Below are 16647 nucleotides of genomic sequence, written 5' to 3'. Positions count from 1 at the left end.
TGACAAAGGGACTGTTGCACGCAGTTAGAAAACTTCGTGCAACAGTCCCTTTTTGATAACGGAAAGGAGGCCCGATGCATCTCACGGACAGCATCAACAAGGTGCGTGGTGTCGGCGTGAAAAAGGCGGCGGCGTTTGCACGTCTCGGGATTCAGACAGTCTACGATCTTCTGACGTATTATCCGCGTGCATATGAGGATCAGAGCCGTACCACGCCCATCGTCGCGCTGCGTGCGGGGGAGCGTGCAACCGTGCTCGGCGTGATTCAGCAGGTGACGGAGCGTCCGACGCGGCGGCGCGGTTTTACCGTGTTGACGGCACTTCTCGGCGATGGGACGGGCTATGCACAGGCAGTCTGGTTCAATCAGCGTTTCCTCAAATCGAAGCTGCGTGAGGGGCAGCGCATTCTCCTCTCGGGCAAGGCGGATTATGCCTATCAGGGCAGCGGGCAGCTTGCTCTCTCGCAGATCACATCATTTGAAATCCTCGGTGCACAGGATACGGCGGATGAACACCTCGGCATCCTGCCCGTCTATGCGGCGACTGAGGGGCTGACGCAGAAGCAGCTGCGGCAGATGATGGCGTATGCGCTTGCGCAGACGGTAGATGAACTGGAAGAGAACCTGCCGCAGCGCATCCGCGAGGAGTATCATCTCATCGGGTGCAGGGCTGCCTTTCGGCGCATTCACTTTCCAAAGCAGGAGGAGGAACTGTGCGCGGCGCGGCGGCGGCTTGCGTTCGAGGAACTGTACCTCATCCAATGCGGGCTGCTCGCGCTCAAGAAGTGCACGGCAGAGGAGCAGGAGGGAATCGCACATGCAGCGAATGGGGATCTCGTCGCGCAGGTGCTTGCAGCACTGCCCTTTGCTCTGACCGATGATCAGGAAAAGGTGTGGGCGGAAATTACGCGCGACATGGAGTCGCCGCTCCCAATGCGCCGTCTCGTGCAGGGGGATGTCGGCTCGGGGAAGACAGCGATTGCGCTGCTCGCTCTCGTCAAGACGGTGGAGAACGGCTGTCAGGGTGCACTGATGGCGCCGACGGAGATTCTTGCACATCAGCATTATGACACGCTGCGTGAACTCCTTGCACCGCTCGGTGTGCGCGTGGGCTTCCTCTCGGGGCGGCTCACAAAGAAGGAGCGCACGGCAGCTGCGGCGGCATTTGCCGCACATGAAATCGACATTGCCGTCGGGACACACGCACTGATTCAGGAACACGTTGTATTTGACCGGCTCGGGCTTGTGGTTACGGACGAGCAGCATCGTTTCGGTGTGGCACAGCGGGCGGCATTGGAAAAAAAGAGTGCCGTGATGCCCGATGTGCTCGTTATGACGGCGACCCCGATTCCGCGCACAATGACACTCACGGTGTATGGCGATCTCGATGTCTCGCGCATTGAGCACCTGCCGCCGGGACGGCGGCCCGTGCGGACATTCCTGCGCGACGAGCGGGCGCGTGACAAGATCTATGCATTCGTACGCAAGGAGATCGAGGCGGGGCGGCAGGCGTATGTCGTCTGCCCTCTCATCGAGGCGAGCGAGGAGAGCAGCCTGCCTTCGGTGGAGGAGGTCTATGAGGAACTGTCCCACGGCATTTTTCGCGGGATTCCCTGTGGGCTGCTCCACGGGCGCATGAAGTCCGCCGAAAAGGAAGCGGTGATGGAGGGGTTCTATGCCGACCGCATCAAGCTGCTTGTCTCGACGACGGTCATCGAGGTCGGCGTGAACGTGCCGAATGCGAGTATCCTCGTTGTCGAGCACGCGGAGCGGTTCGGACTCTCTCAGCTGCATCAGCTGCGCGGGCGCGTCGGACGCGGCTCCTACGCCTCCTACTGCATTCTCATCGCGGGGCGCAGTGCCGTTTCACAGGAGCGGCTTCAGGTCATTGAGCAGACGAGCGATGGCTTCCGTCTCGCCGAGGAGGATCTGCGTCTCCGCGGTCCCGGGCAGTTCTTCGGTGCGATGCAGCACGGGCTTGGTGATCTCAAGATTGCTGATGTGCTCGCCGATATGGATCTCCTGCTGCTCGCCCGCCGCGCCGCTCTCGCAACGCTTGACGATCCCGCCGCGCTCTCCTTTGTTCTGCCGACACTCATGCGTCAGTACCGCGAGCGTTTCGCGCATATGCGGGAGGTCTGAGGGGGAAATACGCTTGTATTCCTTGACATACGGGGATTCTCTGGGCTAGAATAGGTCATACTGTATTTGGGAGGAGATTGCCTTGACAAAGGTTTTGGTAAATGGCGCGGCGGGTCGCATGGGACGCGCGGTGCTGAAGGCCGTGATCGACGATGCAGAGTTGGAACTCGTCGGTGCGGTGGATATCACAGGCGGTGCGGACGCGGGAGAGCTTGCGGGGACGGCGAAGAACGGCGTGCTCGTGGAGACGGATCTCGCGGCGGCACTCGATCGGCTGCATCCCGACGTGATGATCGATTTCACGCGTCCCGATGTCGTCTATGGAAATGTCCTCACGGCACTCGCACACAAGGTCTCGCCTGTGGTCGGAACGACGGGGCTGACCGAGGAGCAGAAGGCGGCGATTAAGGCGGCGGCGGACGAGAACGCTACGCCCGCATTCATCGCACCGAACTTTGCCATCGGTGCGGTGCTGATGATGCTGATGAGCCGCATGGCGGCAAAATATATGCCCGATGTGGAGATCATCGAGCTGCACCACGACAACAAGCTGGACGCCCCCTCGGGGACAGCGGTGCAGACGGCGGCGATGATTGCCGAGGTGCGTGAGGCACACGCGCAGGGGCATTCCGACGAGGAGGAGAAAATCGCGGGAGCACGCGGCGCAGAGTATGAGGGCATGCGTATCCACAGCGTTCGTCTGCCGGGTTACGTCGCGCATCAGGAAGTCATCTTCGGCGGACTTGGGCAGACGCTCACGATCCGTCACGATTCGCTGAACCGCGAGTCCTTTATGCCGGGAGTGGTGCTCGCGGCGAAGAAGGTGCGCGGACTCGCATCGCTCACGGTTGGACTGGACAAGCTGTTGTAAGGGATAGTAGGGGAGTACATTATGAAGAAGTATCGTGTCGCCATCCTCGGCGCAACGGGTGCCGTCGGGCAGGAGTTTCTGAATCTCATCGAGGAGCGCAAGTTCCCGTTCTCGGAGCTGCGCCTGCTCGCGTCCAGCCGTTCGGCGGGCAAGAAGATCGCCTTTATGGGCAAGGAGTATATCGTACAGGAGACGACGGCCGATTCCTTTGAGGGGATCGACATTGCCCTCTTTGCGGGCGGCGCGGCAAGCAAGGAGTTTGCCCCCCATGCGGTCAAGGCGGGTGCGGTCGTCATCGACAATTCGAGCGCGTTCCGCATGGATCCGGAGGTGCCGCTCGTCGTACCCGAGGTCAATCCCGAGGCAATCAAGAAGCACAAGGGCATCATCGCCAATCCGAACTGCTCCACCATCATCATGGTGATGGGTCTCAAACCCCTCTATGACATCGCAAAAATTCGCCGCATCGTCGTCTCCACCTATCAGGCGGTCTCGGGCGCAGGCAAGGAGGGCATGGCGGAACTTGAAGAGCAGGTCGCGGCACTGTCCTCGGGCAAGGACGCACAGGCGAACATTCTGCCCGTCGGCAAGCTGCCGAAGCACTATCAGATTGCGTTCAACCTCATCCCGCAGATCGATGTCTTCATGGACAACCTCTACACAAAAGAGGAGATGAAGATGATCGACGAGACGAAGAAAATCATGGAGGACGACAGTCTGCGCATCACAGCGACCACCGTGCGCGTGCCCGTCTACCGCAGCCATGCCGAGTCCGTCAACGTCGAGTTTGAGAGTGAGGTCTCGCTCGATGCGGCGCGCAAGGCAATTGCGGCGTTCCCCGGCGTCGTCCTGCGCGACAACCCGTCGGAGCAGGAGTATCCGATGCCACTCTTTACCTCCGGCAAGACCGATGTCGAGATCGGCCGTCTGCGCCGTGATGAGTCGACAGACAACGCACTGAACTTCTGGATCTGCGGCGACCAGATCCGCAAGGGCGCGGCACTCAACGCACTTCAGATCGCGGAGTACATGATCGCACACGAACTCGTCTGATACTGGTTTATTTAAGGACTTATTTCCGTATAGGAAGTAAGTCCTTTTTTGTGTTTTTGGACAAGGGTGAGCGCTCCGCGTACATCCTTTTATGGCGCGGGTTGCGGGCTGTTTTATAGATTGTATGCAAGAAAAAGAGAATACTTGTTTTCTTGAAAAAATGGGGAGATTTTGCTATAACTGTTAGTAAAAGTGGTGAATTGTGGTGGAATGTGCCACGTAGTGGTGATAAAGACTTGAAGGGTGGTGCGGCAGGATGTTCATGGGGGAATACACCCACAGCATTGATGCCAAGGGCCGCGTCATCCTGCCCGCCGATTTCCGACAGGAGCTCGGCGTCTCGTTCATCATCACGAAGGGGCTGGACGGCAGTCTCTTCCTTTTCCCGCAGGCGGCATGGGACGAGTTCGCGGCGAAGCTGCGGACGCTCTCGATCGCCGACCCGAATGCGCGTGCGTTTGCCCGGTTCTTCATTGCTGGTGCACGCACGCTCGAATGCGACAAGCAGGGGCGTTTTCTGGTTCCCGCGAATCTGCGTGCCTACGCGAATATCGGTCTCAAGCAGGATGTCATCCTCACGGGTGCAGATGCACGCATCGAGGTCTGGGACAAGGAGAAGTGGCTGCGCTATGCGGGTGAGGTCGATCCGAACATCACGGAGATCTCGACGCAGCTCGCGGGCTACGGGATTACGATATGAGCGACTTTCATCACATCAGTGTTATGCCTGAGGAAACGATTGAAGCACTTGCGGTGCGTCCTAACGGTATCTATGTGGACTGCACGCTTGGCGGGGCAGGGCACGCGGGGCGGATTGCACGGCAGCTTTCTGTGAAAGGCCGTCTCATCGGCATCGATCAGGACGAAATTGCGATTGCAGCAGCGGAGGAGCGTCTCGCGGGTGCAGTGTGTCAGGTGACGCTTGTACGCGATAATTTCCGCAGCCTCGCGGCGATTCTCGACCGCGAAGGTGTGGATGAGGTGGACGGCATCCTCTTTGATCTTGGGATCTCGTCGCCGCAGATTGACACGGCGGAGCGCGGCTTTTCCTATATGCAGGACGCGCCGCTCGATATGCGTATGGATCGTCGTGCTGCGCGCAGTGCCTATACCGTTGTCAACGAATACAGCGCAGAGGAACTTACGGAGATCTTTTACACGTATGGTGAAGAACGATGGGCAAAGCGCATTGCCGCATTTATTGAAGAGTCTCGAAAATCCCGTCCCATTGAGACAACGGGCGAGCTCGTCGCCGTCATCGACCGTGCCGTGCCGAAGGCGGTGCGCGCAAAGGGCGGGCATCCCGCGAAGCGGGTCTTTCAGGCGATTCGCATCGAGGTCAATGAGGAGTTGACGATTCTTGCAGATGTACTCAGAGATGCGGTGCACGCACTCCGTACGGGCGGGCGGCTCGCGGTTATCACGTTTCACTCGCTTGAGGATCGCATTGTCAAAAGGACGATGCAGGAAGCGGCACGCGGCTGTATCTGTCCGCCGCACACGCCCGTCTGTATCTGTGGCCATGCGCCTGAGGTGCGCCTGATTGGCAAGGCATGCGCGGCAAGTGCTGCTGAATGTGCGGCAAACCCACGGGCACGGAGCGCAAAGCTGCGCGTCGCAGAGAAAATATAAGGAAGCAGAGACCAAGGAGGTGAGGGCGTATGCCGGCACGTAAATTGTATACCTACGAATACGAGGAAGCGACAGCGCCTGCACCGCACACAGAGATACCGAAGGAGCCGCTGATCCGACGGGAGGTCAATACGAATCTCAGGAACTGTCTGCGTGCCATTTTCTTCCTGATTGCATTTGGTGCAATGGTGGTGACGCTGCTCGGCGGCATCAGTGCGAACAACGGCTATACCCTGCTCGAAACGCAGCAGAATGCCGACCAACTGGAGCAGGAGAACGAGCGCCTGAAGATTGAGATTGCACAGCTGAAATCACCCGCACGCGTTGAAGCGATTGCGGTGGAGCAGCTGCATATGCAGGTGCCGCAGAATATGTATTTTTCACATGAAGGGGAATGATGGCGCATGATGAAGAGGTTGTCAGAGCTTGCCGCGCTCCTGAAGGATGCACGGATTTCGGGCGGCGATGTCGAGATTACGAGCATTGAGCGGGACTCGCGCCGCGTGCGGGAGGGGGCACTCTTTGTCTGCATCAGCGGTGCTCATGTGGATGCACACAGCTTTATACCGAATGCGGCGCGGGCGGGAGCTCGCGCCATTTTGACGGAGCGGGAGACGGTGGATGTCCCCGATGGCATCACCGTTCTCCATGTGTCGAATCTCCAAGAGGCTCTGGATATCATTGTGCCGTATTTCTACGACTATCCCGCGCGCGCAATGCGCGTCATTGGGATTACGGGGACGAACGGAAAGACGACGACGAGCTATCTCGTGCGTGCGATCCTGCGCCATGCGGGGAAACGCGTGGGACTGATCGGGACGATACAGGTCATGATGGAGGACGAGGTGTTCCCGACGGCGAACACGACCCCCGATGTCATTGTCATGCAGCAGCTGCTGTCCGAAATGCGTGCGCGCGGGATGGATGCGGTCGTGATGGAGGTCTCCTCGCACGCGCTCGATCAGGGGCGCGTCGCGGGCATTGAGTTCGATACGGCGGTGTTCACGAACCTGACGCAGGATCACCTCGACTATCACAAGACGATGGAGAACTATGCGCGGGCGAAGGCACGGCTTTTCGAGTATGTGTCTGCGCAGGGGACAAAGGCGGGCAAGACTGCGGTGCTCAACGCAGACGACACAGCAAGTGAAATTATGCGTGCACACACGCACTGCCCCGTCATTTCCTACGGTGTGGAACACGATGCTGATTTGATGGCAAAGGGCGTTCATCTGGCGCAGGACGGCATGGAGCTGACGCTCATGTATGATGTGGCACAGTTCGCACATCTTCACATCGGACTCACGGGACTGTTCAACGTGTCCAACGTGCTTGCGGCGACGGGGGCGGCACTTGCCGAGCATGTGTCTGCGGCGGATATTGCGGAAGCACTCACCCTGTTCACGGGCGTACCGGGGCGCTTTGAGCTTGTGCGCGAAGGGCAGCCGTTCTCGGTCATCGTGGACTATGCACATACGCCGGACGGCATGGAGAATGTCCTGCGCACGGCGCGTGCCGTCACGGCGGGGCGCATCATCGCCGTGTTCGGATGCGGCGGCGACCGCGATCGGACGAAGCGTCCCATCATGGGTCGCATGGCGGCGGAGCTGGCAGACATTGCCATTCTGACCTCGGACAATCCGCGCACGGAGGATCCGGCGGCGATTTTGGATGAGGTGGAGACGGGCGTTTTGCCCGTGATCGGTGCGAAACCGTATGAAAAGCTGGTGGATCGCCGTACGGCGATTTTTCACGCAGTCGGGACGGCGCGGGCGGGGGACACGGTCGTCATCCTCGGCAAGGGGCATGAGAACTATCAGATTCTGAAGGACAAGACGATTCATTTCGACGACCGCGAGACGGCACGCGAAGCAATCAGGGGGCTGTGATATGGAACTGACATGGAACGAGGTGCTGGCAGCGACCAATGCCAATGTGCACAGCGGAAAGCTGTGCGGCAATGATGCCATCCCCAAGATCACGACGGATACGCGGAAAATCGAGACGGGGGATCTCTTTATCGCTCTGCGCGGGGAGAACTTCGACGGTGCGGAGTTTGCGGCGGATGCGCTCCAAAAGGGAGCGTCGGCGGTTCTGGTCGGTGTGCCGCTTTCCAAGTCGGTGGAAAAGGCTCTAAAGAATGCAAAGGGCGCAGTCCTTACGGTGTCCAATACCCTCGCCGCATATCAGGCAATCGCACACGCATGGCGCATGAAATTTGGCGTTCCTGTCGTCGCAATCACGGGCTCGAACGGCAAGACGACGACGAAGGATCTGACGGCGGCGGTGCTCTCGGCACGCGGTACGGTCTGCCGTACGGCGGCAAACTACAACAATGAGGTCGGGCTGCCGCTGACCCTGCTCGGTATGACGAGCGGGGACGTTGCCGCCGTTGTGGAAATCGGTATGCGCGGGCTGGGACAGATCGCCGCACTCGCACCCGTTGCCGCTCCCTCCATCGGCATTGTGACGAATGTGTGCGAGGTGCACATGGAGCTGCTCGGCTCGATCGAAAACATTGCAAAGGCAAAGGCGGAGCTTGTGCAGGCGATTCCCGCCGGCGGGACGGTCATCCTCAACGCGGACGATGCACGCGTTGCGGCGATGCGTTCCCTTGCGGCGGATGGTGTGCGCGTCCTGACCTACGGCATTGGCGCAGACGCCGACGTGCGTGCCGAGGCACTGCGTCTGACATCGGACGGTTCACAGTTCATGGTGACGTGGAACAATGAGCGGCACGACTACAGCATCCCGCTTGCGGGACGGCACAATGTCAGCAATGCGCTCGCGGCATTCGCAGCAGGCTTCGTCCTCGGCTACACGCCGCAGGAGATGCAGACGGGGCTGCAGCGGCTCGCGGTGACTAAGATGCGCTATGAGGTGCATGAGGTCGGCGCATGGACATTCATCAACGATGCCTACAATGCGAGTCCGTCGTCGATGGCAGCGGCACTTGAGACGACGGCAAATCTCTATGAGGGGCGCAAAATTGCCGTACTCGGTGATATGTTGGAGCTCGGCGATGCCGCAGAGGAGGCGCATCGCAGGATCGGCCGCCGCGTGGCGGAACTCGGATTTGCGGCACTCGTGACCTATGGTCCGCAGTCCCGATGGATGCGTACGGCGGCAGAGGCGGGGGGCTGTCCCGTCTGCTGTCACGCCGAGACGCATGAGGCGGCGGCGGAGCATCTGCGCACGCTTCTCAGAGACGGGGACACGGTTCTTTTCAAGGGGTCGCGCGGCATGAAAATGGAAGCGGTCATTGCCCTCCTGACGGGGGAGGAAGCGGGGCACTGATGGAACATCTCTTGGATCTTTTATCTCCACAGCTGCGCATTCTGCTGACCCTAGTGACCGCTCTTGCCATCGTTCTGTTCAGCGGGGTCTACTTTCTCCCCATGCTGCACCGTCTGAAATATGGGCAGAGCATCCGTGAGGAGGGGCCCGCGAGCCACCAGGCAAAGAGCGGAACGCCGACGATGGGCGGTGTGATGATCGTGCTCGCCGTGACAGCGGCGACGCTGCTCTTTGCGCCGCTCACGGTGACGACGCTGCTCGCGCTCTTCATCTTCCTCGGGCATTTCCTGCTCGGCTTTGCGGACGACTACATCAAGGTGGTCAAGAAGCGCAACCTTGGACTGCGTGCCTACCAAAAGCTGCTCGGGCAGCTCATCATCGCCTTCGTTACGATCTTCATCGGGAGCACCCTGCTTGCACACGATACGAGTGTATGGGTGCCGCTCATGGGAGAGCGGATCGACATCGGTATCCTCTACTATGTGCTTGTCATCTTTGTGCTTGTCGGCACATCCAACGCGGTCAATCTGACCGACGGGCTCGACGGGCTCGCCTCGGGTACGGTTGCTGTGGCGGCACTCTTCTATGCAGTGCTCATGTACGGCGTGGACGGCGGACTCATGGCGTTTTCGACGGCGATAATTGGTGCATGTATCGGTTTTTTGTGGTATAATCATCATCCGGCACGCATCTTTATGGGGGACACGGGCTCGCTCGCACTTGGCGGCGCACTCGCGGGTGTGGCGATTCTCTCGCACACGGAGCTGCTGCTGCCCATCGTGGGATTCGTCTTCTTCTGCGAGGCACTGTCCGTGATTTTGCAGGTCGCCTCGTTCAAGACGCGTGGCAAGCGCATCTTCCGCATGAGTCCGATTCATCACCACTTCGAGCTCGGTGGGTGGAGCGAGACGCGCGTGGTCTATACGTTCTGGGCAGTCGGCGCGGCGGGGGCACTCCTCGCATGGATTGTGGTGCTGCTTTCGTAACATTGCTCCACAGAAAAGAATTCATCAATAAGGAGGACACAGGGAATTGTCCTATCACAATCAGTCTGCGCTCGTCATCGGGGCGGGCATCAGCGGCTTCGCGGCGGCAAAACACCTTGCGGCGGCGGGCGCGCGCGTGACGCTCTCGGATGCGAAGGATGAGGCGGACGCGGAAAAAGATGCGGTAACGCAGCAGCATATCGAGGCTTTACGGGCGCAGGGAATCTCCTGCGTCTTTGGTGCACAAAGGGAAGAACTTCTGGACGGTACGGATCTCATCGTCCTTTCGCCCGCCGTACCGGAGCGGATCCCGCTTGTGCAGGCGGCACGCGTGCGCGGCATCCGCGTCACGACAGAGGTGGAGCTTGCGGGAGAGATTGCGTCTGCGCCCATCTATGCCATCACGGGGACGAACGGCAAGACGACCACGACAACCTTGCTCGGGGAACTCCTGCGCGCGCATTTCCCTGCGGTTGGCGTCGGCGGCAATATTGGCGTTCCACTGATCGACGTGGCTCAGGAAACTCCTGCAGACGGCGCAATCGCGGCGGAGATCTCAAGCTACCAGATGGAGGCGACTACGCATTTTCACGCGCATATCGTCGCAGAGCTGAACGTAACCCCCGACCACATCGTCCGTCACGGCTCGATGGAGGTCTATCAGGCGATGAAGGAGAAACTCTTCGCCGCGCAGACGGCGGACGACTTCCTCGTGCTGAACTATGACGACCCGCACACGCGCGGCATGGCAGAGCGTGCAAAGGGGAAGGTGTGCTTTTTCAGCCGACGCGAGGAACTGACGGAGGGGGCGACCGTGCGTGCAGACGGCATGATCGTCATCCGTTGGGACGGCGCGGAGCATGTGCTGATTCGGACGGATGAACTCGGCATCCCGGGCGGCCACAACATTGAGAATGCGCTCGCGGCGGCGGCGATGGCATTCCTTGCAGGGGTAACACCTGCCGAGATGCGTCCCGTGCTGCGTGCGTTCAAGAGTGTGGAGCACCGTATCGAGTTTGTGCGCACCGTGGACGATGTCAGATATTACAACGACTCGAAGGCGACGAATACGGACTCGGCGATCAAGGCTCTTGAAGCATTCGTCGGGCATATCATCCTGATTGCAGGCGGCGATGACAAGCTGACCGATCTCACGGAGTTTATGGCACTCGTGCACGCGCGCGTCGATGAACTCATCCTTGTCGGGGATGCGACGGAGCGGTTCGCAGCGGCGGCACTGGACGCAGGGGTTACGGCGGAGCACATCCACCGTGCGGGCTATCACATGGAGGAGGCGGTGCGGATCGCGCATGAACTCGCCGCGCCTCCGCAGACCGTCCTGCTCTCCCCCGCATGTGCCAGCTTTGATATGTACGGCGGCTATGAGGAGCGCGGGCGTGACTTCAAGAGGATCGTGAACGAGCTATGAACATCATCGTATCCGGCGGCGGGACGGGCGGACACATCTATCCTGCGCTCACGATCATCCGTGCCATTCAGCAGCGCGAGCCGTCCGCACGCATTCTCTACGTGGGCGGACGCAACGGGCTTGAGGCGGACATCGTCCCGCGCGAGGACATTGACTTCATCGCAATGGATCTTGCGGGCTTTCAGCGCAGCATTTCCATCGAGAACATCAGCCGTGCATGGCGTGCTTTGCGTGCGGTTGCGCGTGCACGCGGCATTGTGCACGGATTTCGTCCCGATGTTGCCATTGGGACGGGTGGCTATGTCGCGGGACCGATCCTGCTTGCGGCGAGTTTGGCGGGGGTGCCGACGCTCGTACAGGAACAGAATGTCTTCGCGGGTGTGACGAACCGCATCCTCGCAAAGTTTGCGACGGCAATCGCCGTTGGGATGGAGGACGCGCGGCGCGTATTTCCGAGGGAAAAAACCTATGTGACGGGCAATCCGATCCGTCCCGAGGTGCTTACGGCGACGCGTGCGGAGGGCGCACGTTCCTTCGGGTTTGATCCCTCGAAAAAGACCGTGCTTGTCTCGGGCGGCAGCCGTGGGGCGCGTTCGATCAACCGCGCGATGGTCGAGGTCATCGTACACGCGGCAGAGCAACGTGAGGTACAGTATCTCCATGTGACGGGCGCGGACGAGCACGGAGACACGCTTGCCCGCATTCGCAGTGCGGGCATCCGCCTTGAGGAGCATCCGCATCTGCGCGTCCTGCCGTATCTCTACAATATGCCCGAGGCTATGGCGATGGCGGATGTCGCCGTCTTTCGCGCGGGCGCAACGGGGCTTGCGGAACTCGCGGCACGGGGGGTGCCCGCGATCCTCATCCCGTATCCGTACGCGGCGGAGAACCATCAGGAGAAGAATGCACGTGCGATGGAGGCGGCGGGCGCGGCAGAGGTCATCCTCAACCGTGACCTGAGCGGAGATGTGCTCAGAGAGGCACTCTGGAGGATGCTTGCGGACGATGCACGTCGCGCGGATATGGCGGCGGCGATGAAGCGTCTCGGAAAGCCCGAGGCGGCAGAGGAAATTGCGGCACTTGCGCTGCGGATTTGTAAAGGAGAAGGGTGAGGGCCTTGCTCAAGGACTTGAAGGGGATTCAAAACATACATTTTGTCGGCATCGGCGGCGCAGGGATGAGTCCGCTCGCAAAAATTCTCCTCCTGCTCGGCTACAACGTCTCGGGCTCCGATCAGGGCACATCGCCCATCATCGAGGAGCTGGTGCGTCTCGGCGCGCGTGTGTGGACGGACGGACAGCGTGCAGAGAATGTGCGCGGCGCGGATGCGATCGTCGTTTCCACGGCGATTCCCTACGATAACCCCGAGGTGATTGCGGCGTGGGATCTGCGCATCCCGAAGCTGCACCGCTCGGACATCAACGCCGCACTTGTCAACGAGTACGACGGCATCGCGGTCGCGGGCTCGCACGGCAAGACGACGACCACCTCCATGATCGGCGTGACGCTCGACCGCGTGGGCGTGTCGCCGACGATCATCGTCGGCGGTGAGGTGCCCGACCTCGGCACGAACGCGAAGCTCGGTACGAGCCGCTACCTTGTCTCCGAGGCGGACGAGAGCGACGGCTCCTTCCTAAAGCTGCGTCCGCACGTCGCCGTTGTGACGAACGTCGAAGACGACCACATGGATCACTACGGGACAATGGAGAAGATCATCGATGCATTCCGCACCTTCATCGAGCAGGTGGACGAGGACGGGACGGCAATTCTCTGCTTTGAAAATGAAATTCTGCGAAAGCTCGCGGCAGAGACGAAACGCCGCGTGATTTCCTATGCCATCGATCAGGAGGCGGACTACCGTGCGGCGGATATCGAGACGCACGGCTCGATCATCTCCTTCACCGTATTCGAGCGCGGTGCGGAGCTGGGGCGTATTTCCCTCAACATTCCGGGACGGCACAACGTCCTCAACGCACTCGCCTGCATCGCCGTTGCGCGACTTGCGGACGTTTCGTTTGCACAGATCCAGGACGCTCTCGCGGGCTTCCACGGGGCAAAGCGCCGTTTCCAGACGAAGGGAAAGGAGCGCGGCATTTGGGTGGTGGATGACTATGCCCACCATCCGACGGAGATCGCCGTGACGCTTACAGCAGCGCGTGCAACGAATCCCAAACGCCTTATCTGTGTGTTCCAGCCACACCGCTACTCACGCACCAATCTCCTGCGCACGGAGTTCGGCGCTTGCTTTGCCGCCGCTGACCTGCTCCTTCTCACCGATGTCTATGCGGCAGGGGAGGCTCCGATTCCCGGGGTCAGCGGCGAGACGCTGATGGAGGAGGTCGCAAAGCAGACGGGGCAGGATGCGGTCTATCTGCCGGAGCGTGCCGACCTTGAGCGGTATCTTGCACAGCACGTCCGTGCGGGCGATCTTGTCATCACGATGGGAGCGGGCAACATCATGGAGGTCGGTGAGACCCTCGTGGAGCAGCTGAAAAATGGGACGGCGGGCACGGGGGAGCGTCCGATCGTCGTCGTTATGGGAGGCCCCTCTACCGAGGCGGAGGTCTCCCGCCGCTCGGGGACTGCGATCCTTGAGGCACTGCGGTCGAAGGACTATCCCGCCGTCGGCATGGAACTTGTGCCAACGACGTTTGCAGAGGAGATTCAAAAGCTGAACCCCGCGATTGTGTTCAACGCACTGCATGGGAAATACGGTGAGGACGGTATCCTGCAGGGGACGCTCGATATGCTCGGGATTCCCTATACGGGCTCAGGCGTGCGTGCCGCCGCGCTCACCATGGACAAGATGACAGCGAAGCGCATCTTTCGTGCAGAGGGGATCAGAACACCACGCTTCCTCTGTATTCGCGCGGGAGAGCACGATGCGAACATAGCAGAGCGCATTCGCACGGAGTTTGGACTGCCCGTTGTTGTCAAAGCCCCCGAGCAGGGATCGAGCATTGGTGTTTACATTATAACGCGAGCAGAGGATTTGCAGAGTGCAATCGACGAGGCGTTTTCCTACGGCAGCGAGGTGCTCATCGAGGAGTTTATCCGTGGGCGTGAGCTCACTGTTGTTGTCTGGGGCACACCTACGGATGCGGAGGCACTGCCCGTCATCGAGATCACAACGACCTCGGGGCGCTACGACTACGCGAGCAAGTATACGCCGGGGGCTTCGGCACACATCGTACCGGCAGAGCTTTCGGCGGAGTGCACGGCAGCCGTACAGGATCTCGCCGTACGTGCGTTCTGCGCGTGTGGCTGCACCGGTGTGGCGCGTCTGGATGTCATGCTGGGCGAGGAGGGCGAGCCATATGCGATCGAGGTAAACGCCGTGCCGGGTATGACGGCGACCTCGCTCGTACCCGATGCCGCGCGTGCGGTCGGCATTGAATTCCCCGAGCTCTGCGAGAAGATCCTCGCAATGGCAGGGTACCGTCGATGAGTTCACGCCGTGTTTTGAAGGCAGCGCTCTACCTACTCTGTGCGAGCGGTGTCATCGCCGCCCTCGTCTACTCTCCGCTCTTCACCTTTCAGCAGCTCGTTGTGCACGGCAACGTGCATTTGGACGAGGCAGAGCTCTGTGAGATCGCGCGCATCCACTATGGAGAGCGGCTCTTTGAGGTCAAGACGGATGCCATCACAACAAATCTGCTGCACGATCTGCGCATCGAGTCCGCCGTCGTGCGGCGGCAGCTGCCGAATAAAATCGAGATGGAGATTGTGGAGCGTGTTCCTGTGGCGACGGTTGCCTGCGACTATGGGTATCTGGATTTTGACCGTCAGGGGAAGGTCATCGCCAGCTACCGCTCACTCAAGGGGGCGGACATCCCCATCATCACGGGGGTAAAGCTGCGCGACCTCTACATCGGTGATGACAACGATAACGCGCAGGTCGCTCGTGTCATCGACTTCCTCAGCAGGATCGACACTGCAGATATCGATCAGATCTCCGAGGTCAATATCACCGTGCCGACCGCTGTTGTCGCCTATACAAAGAGTGCTCTGCCGATTCGTCTCGGACAGCTTGAGAACATTCCGGATAAGGCGAATCTCACGCAGGATTTTTTACAGGATCAAAAGACCACGCGTCATACGATCGAGTATGTCGATTTCAGCTATGACGCGCCATTCATTAAACTTGCGGATAAAGTTACAGAGGGAAAGTAAATGAAACAATTCTGGAAGGGCGGGTGGCTCATTGCCCTCGTCTGCGTCCTGATCGGCTTTATGATCGCCGTGCAGTTCCGTACGGCACAGGACGGGAAGGGAAGCCTTTCGCAGCAGCGCATCGAGGAGATCTCCGATCGTCTGCTCCAGACGGAGCACGAGCGCGACGAGCTCGGCGAAGAGCTGCGCAAGATGCAGGCGGCAGCTGCCGATGCAGGGAATCAGCAGGATCAGGAAATGCTGCGCTACCGTGCCGCACTTGTGCCACTTGAGGGCGAGGGCGTGATCGTGCGGATGGACGACAGCACAAAGCCTGTAAAGGCCGGGGAAAATCCGAACCTCTACGTCATTCACGACGATGACCTCCTGCGTGTCATCAACGAGCTGCGCGCGGCGGGGGCGGAGGCAATCTCTGTCAATGGACAGCGACTCACGGGCATCTCCGAGATCCGCTGCGCAGGACCGACGCTCTCAGTCAACAACGTGCGTTCGTCTGCGCCGTTCGAGATCCGCGCCATTGGCGACAAAAAGTCGCTTGAGAACTCCCTGCGTATGCGCGGCGGCGTGGTTGAGACGCTGAGCGTCTGGGGCATCCAGCTCGATATCAAGGTGAGCGATGATGTCTACATTCCGCCCTATCGTGGGAGTATTCGTCAGAGCTATGCACGTGAGACCGAGGAGCGTGAGGAGGGAAGCAAATGATCTACATCGTCATCGTGAGCCTCGTGATCGGTCTCCTCATCGGCTATAACAGCCCGATTGTCATTCCTCTCGCGTACTCGAAACTCTTCTCCGTCGCACTTGTCGCAGCATTGGACGCGGCGTTCGGCGGTCTTCGGGCGGCGGTTGCGGAGCGCTTTGACAAGCACGTCTTTGTCACGGGCTTCTTCTCGAACACACTGCTTGCGGCGGCGCTCGTCTTTATCGGCGACCGCCTTGGCATCGATCTCTACTATGTTGCACTGCTCGCGTTCGGCTTCCGCATCTTCAAGAACCTTGCGATCCTGCGCCGCTATCTGCTCAAGGACTATCGCGATGGTGCACAATAAAATTATCTAAAAAATT

15 protein-coding genes are annotated in these 16647 nt (G+C 60.0%); all 15 read left to right on the top strand.

What is annotated here, in order from left to right:
- Positions 1-74 precede the first annotated feature (74 nt).
- The 15 genes from recG (at position 75) to HMPREF9334_RS06730 (ending at position 16631) form a co-directional block, all read left to right on the top strand.
- A complete protein-coding gene (gene recG / locus HMPREF9334_RS06800) occupies positions 75-2141 on the top strand; it encodes an ATP-dependent DNA helicase RecG (RefSeq protein WP_006692740.1) in 2067 nt (688 codons plus the stop codon).
- Between the two features lie 82 nt (positions 2142-2223).
- Positions 2224-3012: a 4-hydroxy-tetrahydrodipicolinate reductase gene (dapB, locus tag HMPREF9334_RS06795; RefSeq protein WP_006692739.1), complete on the top strand. Its 789-nt coding sequence runs from the start codon at positions 2224-2226 to the stop codon at positions 3010-3012.
- Between the two features lie 21 nt (positions 3013-3033).
- Positions 3034-4065, top strand: a complete 1032-nt coding sequence (locus HMPREF9334_RS06790) for an aspartate-semialdehyde dehydrogenase (RefSeq protein ID WP_006692738.1) — start codon at positions 3034-3036, stop codon at positions 4063-4065.
- A 256-nt stretch (positions 4066-4321) separates the two neighbouring features.
- Positions 4322-4765, top strand: coding sequence for a division/cell wall cluster transcriptional repressor MraZ (mraZ, locus tag HMPREF9334_RS06785; RefSeq protein WP_006692737.1), 444 nt, complete (start codon positions 4322-4324; stop codon positions 4763-4765).
- Positions 4762-5697, top strand: coding sequence for a 16S rRNA (cytosine(1402)-N(4))-methyltransferase RsmH (gene rsmH, locus HMPREF9334_RS06780; RefSeq protein ID WP_006692736.1), 936 nt, complete (start codon positions 4762-4764; stop codon positions 5695-5697). Before mraZ ends, rsmH begins: the two co-directional genes overlap by 4 nt.
- A 29-nt stretch (positions 5698-5726) precedes the next feature.
- Positions 5727-6095, top strand: coding sequence for a cell division protein FtsL (locus tag HMPREF9334_RS06775; protein WP_006692735.1), 369 nt, complete (start codon positions 5727-5729; stop codon positions 6093-6095).
- 6 nt (positions 6096-6101) lie between these two features.
- The gene (locus HMPREF9334_RS06770) at positions 6102-7586 is read left to right on the top strand and encodes a UDP-N-acetylmuramoyl-L-alanyl-D-glutamate--2,6-diaminopimelate ligase (RefSeq protein ID WP_006692734.1); all 1485 of its coding nucleotides are present in this window, start codon (positions 6102-6104) and stop codon (positions 7584-7586) included.
- Position 7587: 1 nt separating this feature from the next.
- On the top strand, positions 7588-8994 hold the full coding sequence (locus tag HMPREF9334_RS06765; protein WP_006692733.1) for a UDP-N-acetylmuramoyl-tripeptide--D-alanyl-D-alanine ligase: 1407 nt from the start codon (positions 7588-7590) through the stop codon (positions 8992-8994).
- Entirely contained in the window at positions 8994-9980 is a 987-nt protein-coding gene (mraY, locus tag HMPREF9334_RS06760; RefSeq protein WP_006692732.1) for a phospho-N-acetylmuramoyl-pentapeptide-transferase, read from the top strand. Before HMPREF9334_RS06765 ends, mraY begins: the two co-directional genes overlap by 1 nt.
- A gap of 46 nt (positions 9981-10026) precedes the next feature.
- Positions 10027-11409 (top strand): UDP-N-acetylmuramoyl-L-alanine--D-glutamate ligase, encoded by a 1383-nt coding sequence (murD, locus tag HMPREF9334_RS06755; protein WP_006692731.1) that lies wholly within the window; start codon positions 10027-10029, stop codon positions 11407-11409.
- The gene (murG, locus tag HMPREF9334_RS06750) at positions 11406-12521 is read left to right on the top strand and encodes an undecaprenyldiphospho-muramoylpentapeptide beta-N-acetylglucosaminyltransferase (RefSeq protein WP_006692730.1); all 1116 of its coding nucleotides are present in this window, start codon (positions 11406-11408) and stop codon (positions 12519-12521) included. The genes murD and murG overlap by 4 nt, the downstream gene beginning before the upstream one ends.
- 5 nt (positions 12522-12526) lie before the next feature.
- Positions 12527-14857, top strand: coding sequence for a UDP-N-acetylmuramate--L-alanine ligase (gene murC / locus HMPREF9334_RS06745; RefSeq protein WP_006692729.1), 2331 nt, complete (start codon positions 12527-12529; stop codon positions 14855-14857).
- Complete coding sequence (locus HMPREF9334_RS06740) at positions 14854-15582, top strand: cell division protein FtsQ/DivIB (protein ID WP_006692728.1); 729 nt, start codon at positions 14854-14856, stop codon at positions 15580-15582. Before murC ends, HMPREF9334_RS06740 begins: the two co-directional genes overlap by 4 nt.
- Entirely contained in the window at positions 15583-16284 is a 702-nt protein-coding gene (locus HMPREF9334_RS06735; protein ID WP_006692727.1) for a DUF881 domain-containing protein, read from the top strand. It begins immediately after the preceding gene.
- The gene (locus tag HMPREF9334_RS06730; RefSeq protein WP_006692726.1) at positions 16281-16631 is read left to right on the top strand and encodes a small basic family protein; all 351 of its coding nucleotides are present in this window, start codon (positions 16281-16283) and stop codon (positions 16629-16631) included. Before HMPREF9334_RS06735 ends, HMPREF9334_RS06730 begins: the two co-directional genes overlap by 4 nt.
- The last annotated feature ends 16 nt before the right edge of the window (positions 16632-16647 follow it).

This window comes from Centipeda infelix ATCC 43532 (assembly GCF_000234095.1).
Lineage (GTDB): Bacteria > Bacillota > Negativicutes > Selenomonadales > Selenomonadaceae > Centipeda > Centipeda infelix.
The sequence above is the reverse complement of the archived record's forward strand: the minus strand, read 5'-3'. Positions and strand labels throughout refer to the sequence as shown.

Excerpts from the sequence above, each read along its gene's own strand:
- recG (WP_006692740.1), top strand. The coding sequence starts at position 75 with ATGCATCTCACGGACAGCATCAACAAGGTGCGTGGTGTCGGCGTGAAA.
- HMPREF9334_RS06790 (WP_006692738.1), top strand. The coding sequence starts at position 3,034 with ATGAAGAAGTATCGTGTCGCCATCCTCGGCGCAACGGGTGCCGTCGGG.
- mraZ (WP_006692737.1), top strand. The coding sequence starts at position 4,322 with ATGTTCATGGGGGAATACACCCACAGCATTGATGCCAAGGGCCGCGTC.
- rsmH (WP_006692736.1), top strand. The coding sequence starts at position 4,762 with ATGAGCGACTTTCATCACATCAGTGTTATGCCTGAGGAAACGATTGAA.
- HMPREF9334_RS06775 (WP_006692735.1), top strand. The coding sequence starts at position 5,727 with ATGCCGGCACGTAAATTGTATACCTACGAATACGAGGAAGCGACAGCG.
- HMPREF9334_RS06770 (WP_006692734.1), top strand. The coding sequence starts at position 6,102 with ATGATGAAGAGGTTGTCAGAGCTTGCCGCGCTCCTGAAGGATGCACGG.
- HMPREF9334_RS06765 (WP_006692733.1), top strand. The coding sequence starts at position 7,588 with ATGGAACTGACATGGAACGAGGTGCTGGCAGCGACCAATGCCAATGTG.
- mraY (WP_006692732.1), top strand. The coding sequence starts at position 8,994 with ATGGAACATCTCTTGGATCTTTTATCTCCACAGCTGCGCATTCTGCTG.
- murG (WP_006692730.1), top strand. The coding sequence starts at position 11,406 with ATGAACATCATCGTATCCGGCGGCGGGACGGGCGGACACATCTATCCT.
- HMPREF9334_RS06740 (WP_006692728.1), top strand. The coding sequence starts at position 14,854 with ATGAGTTCACGCCGTGTTTTGAAGGCAGCGCTCTACCTACTCTGTGCG.
- HMPREF9334_RS06735 (WP_006692727.1), top strand. The coding sequence starts at position 15,583 with ATGAAACAATTCTGGAAGGGCGGGTGGCTCATTGCCCTCGTCTGCGTC.
- HMPREF9334_RS06730 (WP_006692726.1), top strand. The coding sequence starts at position 16,281 with ATGATCTACATCGTCATCGTGAGCCTCGTGATCGGTCTCCTCATCGGC.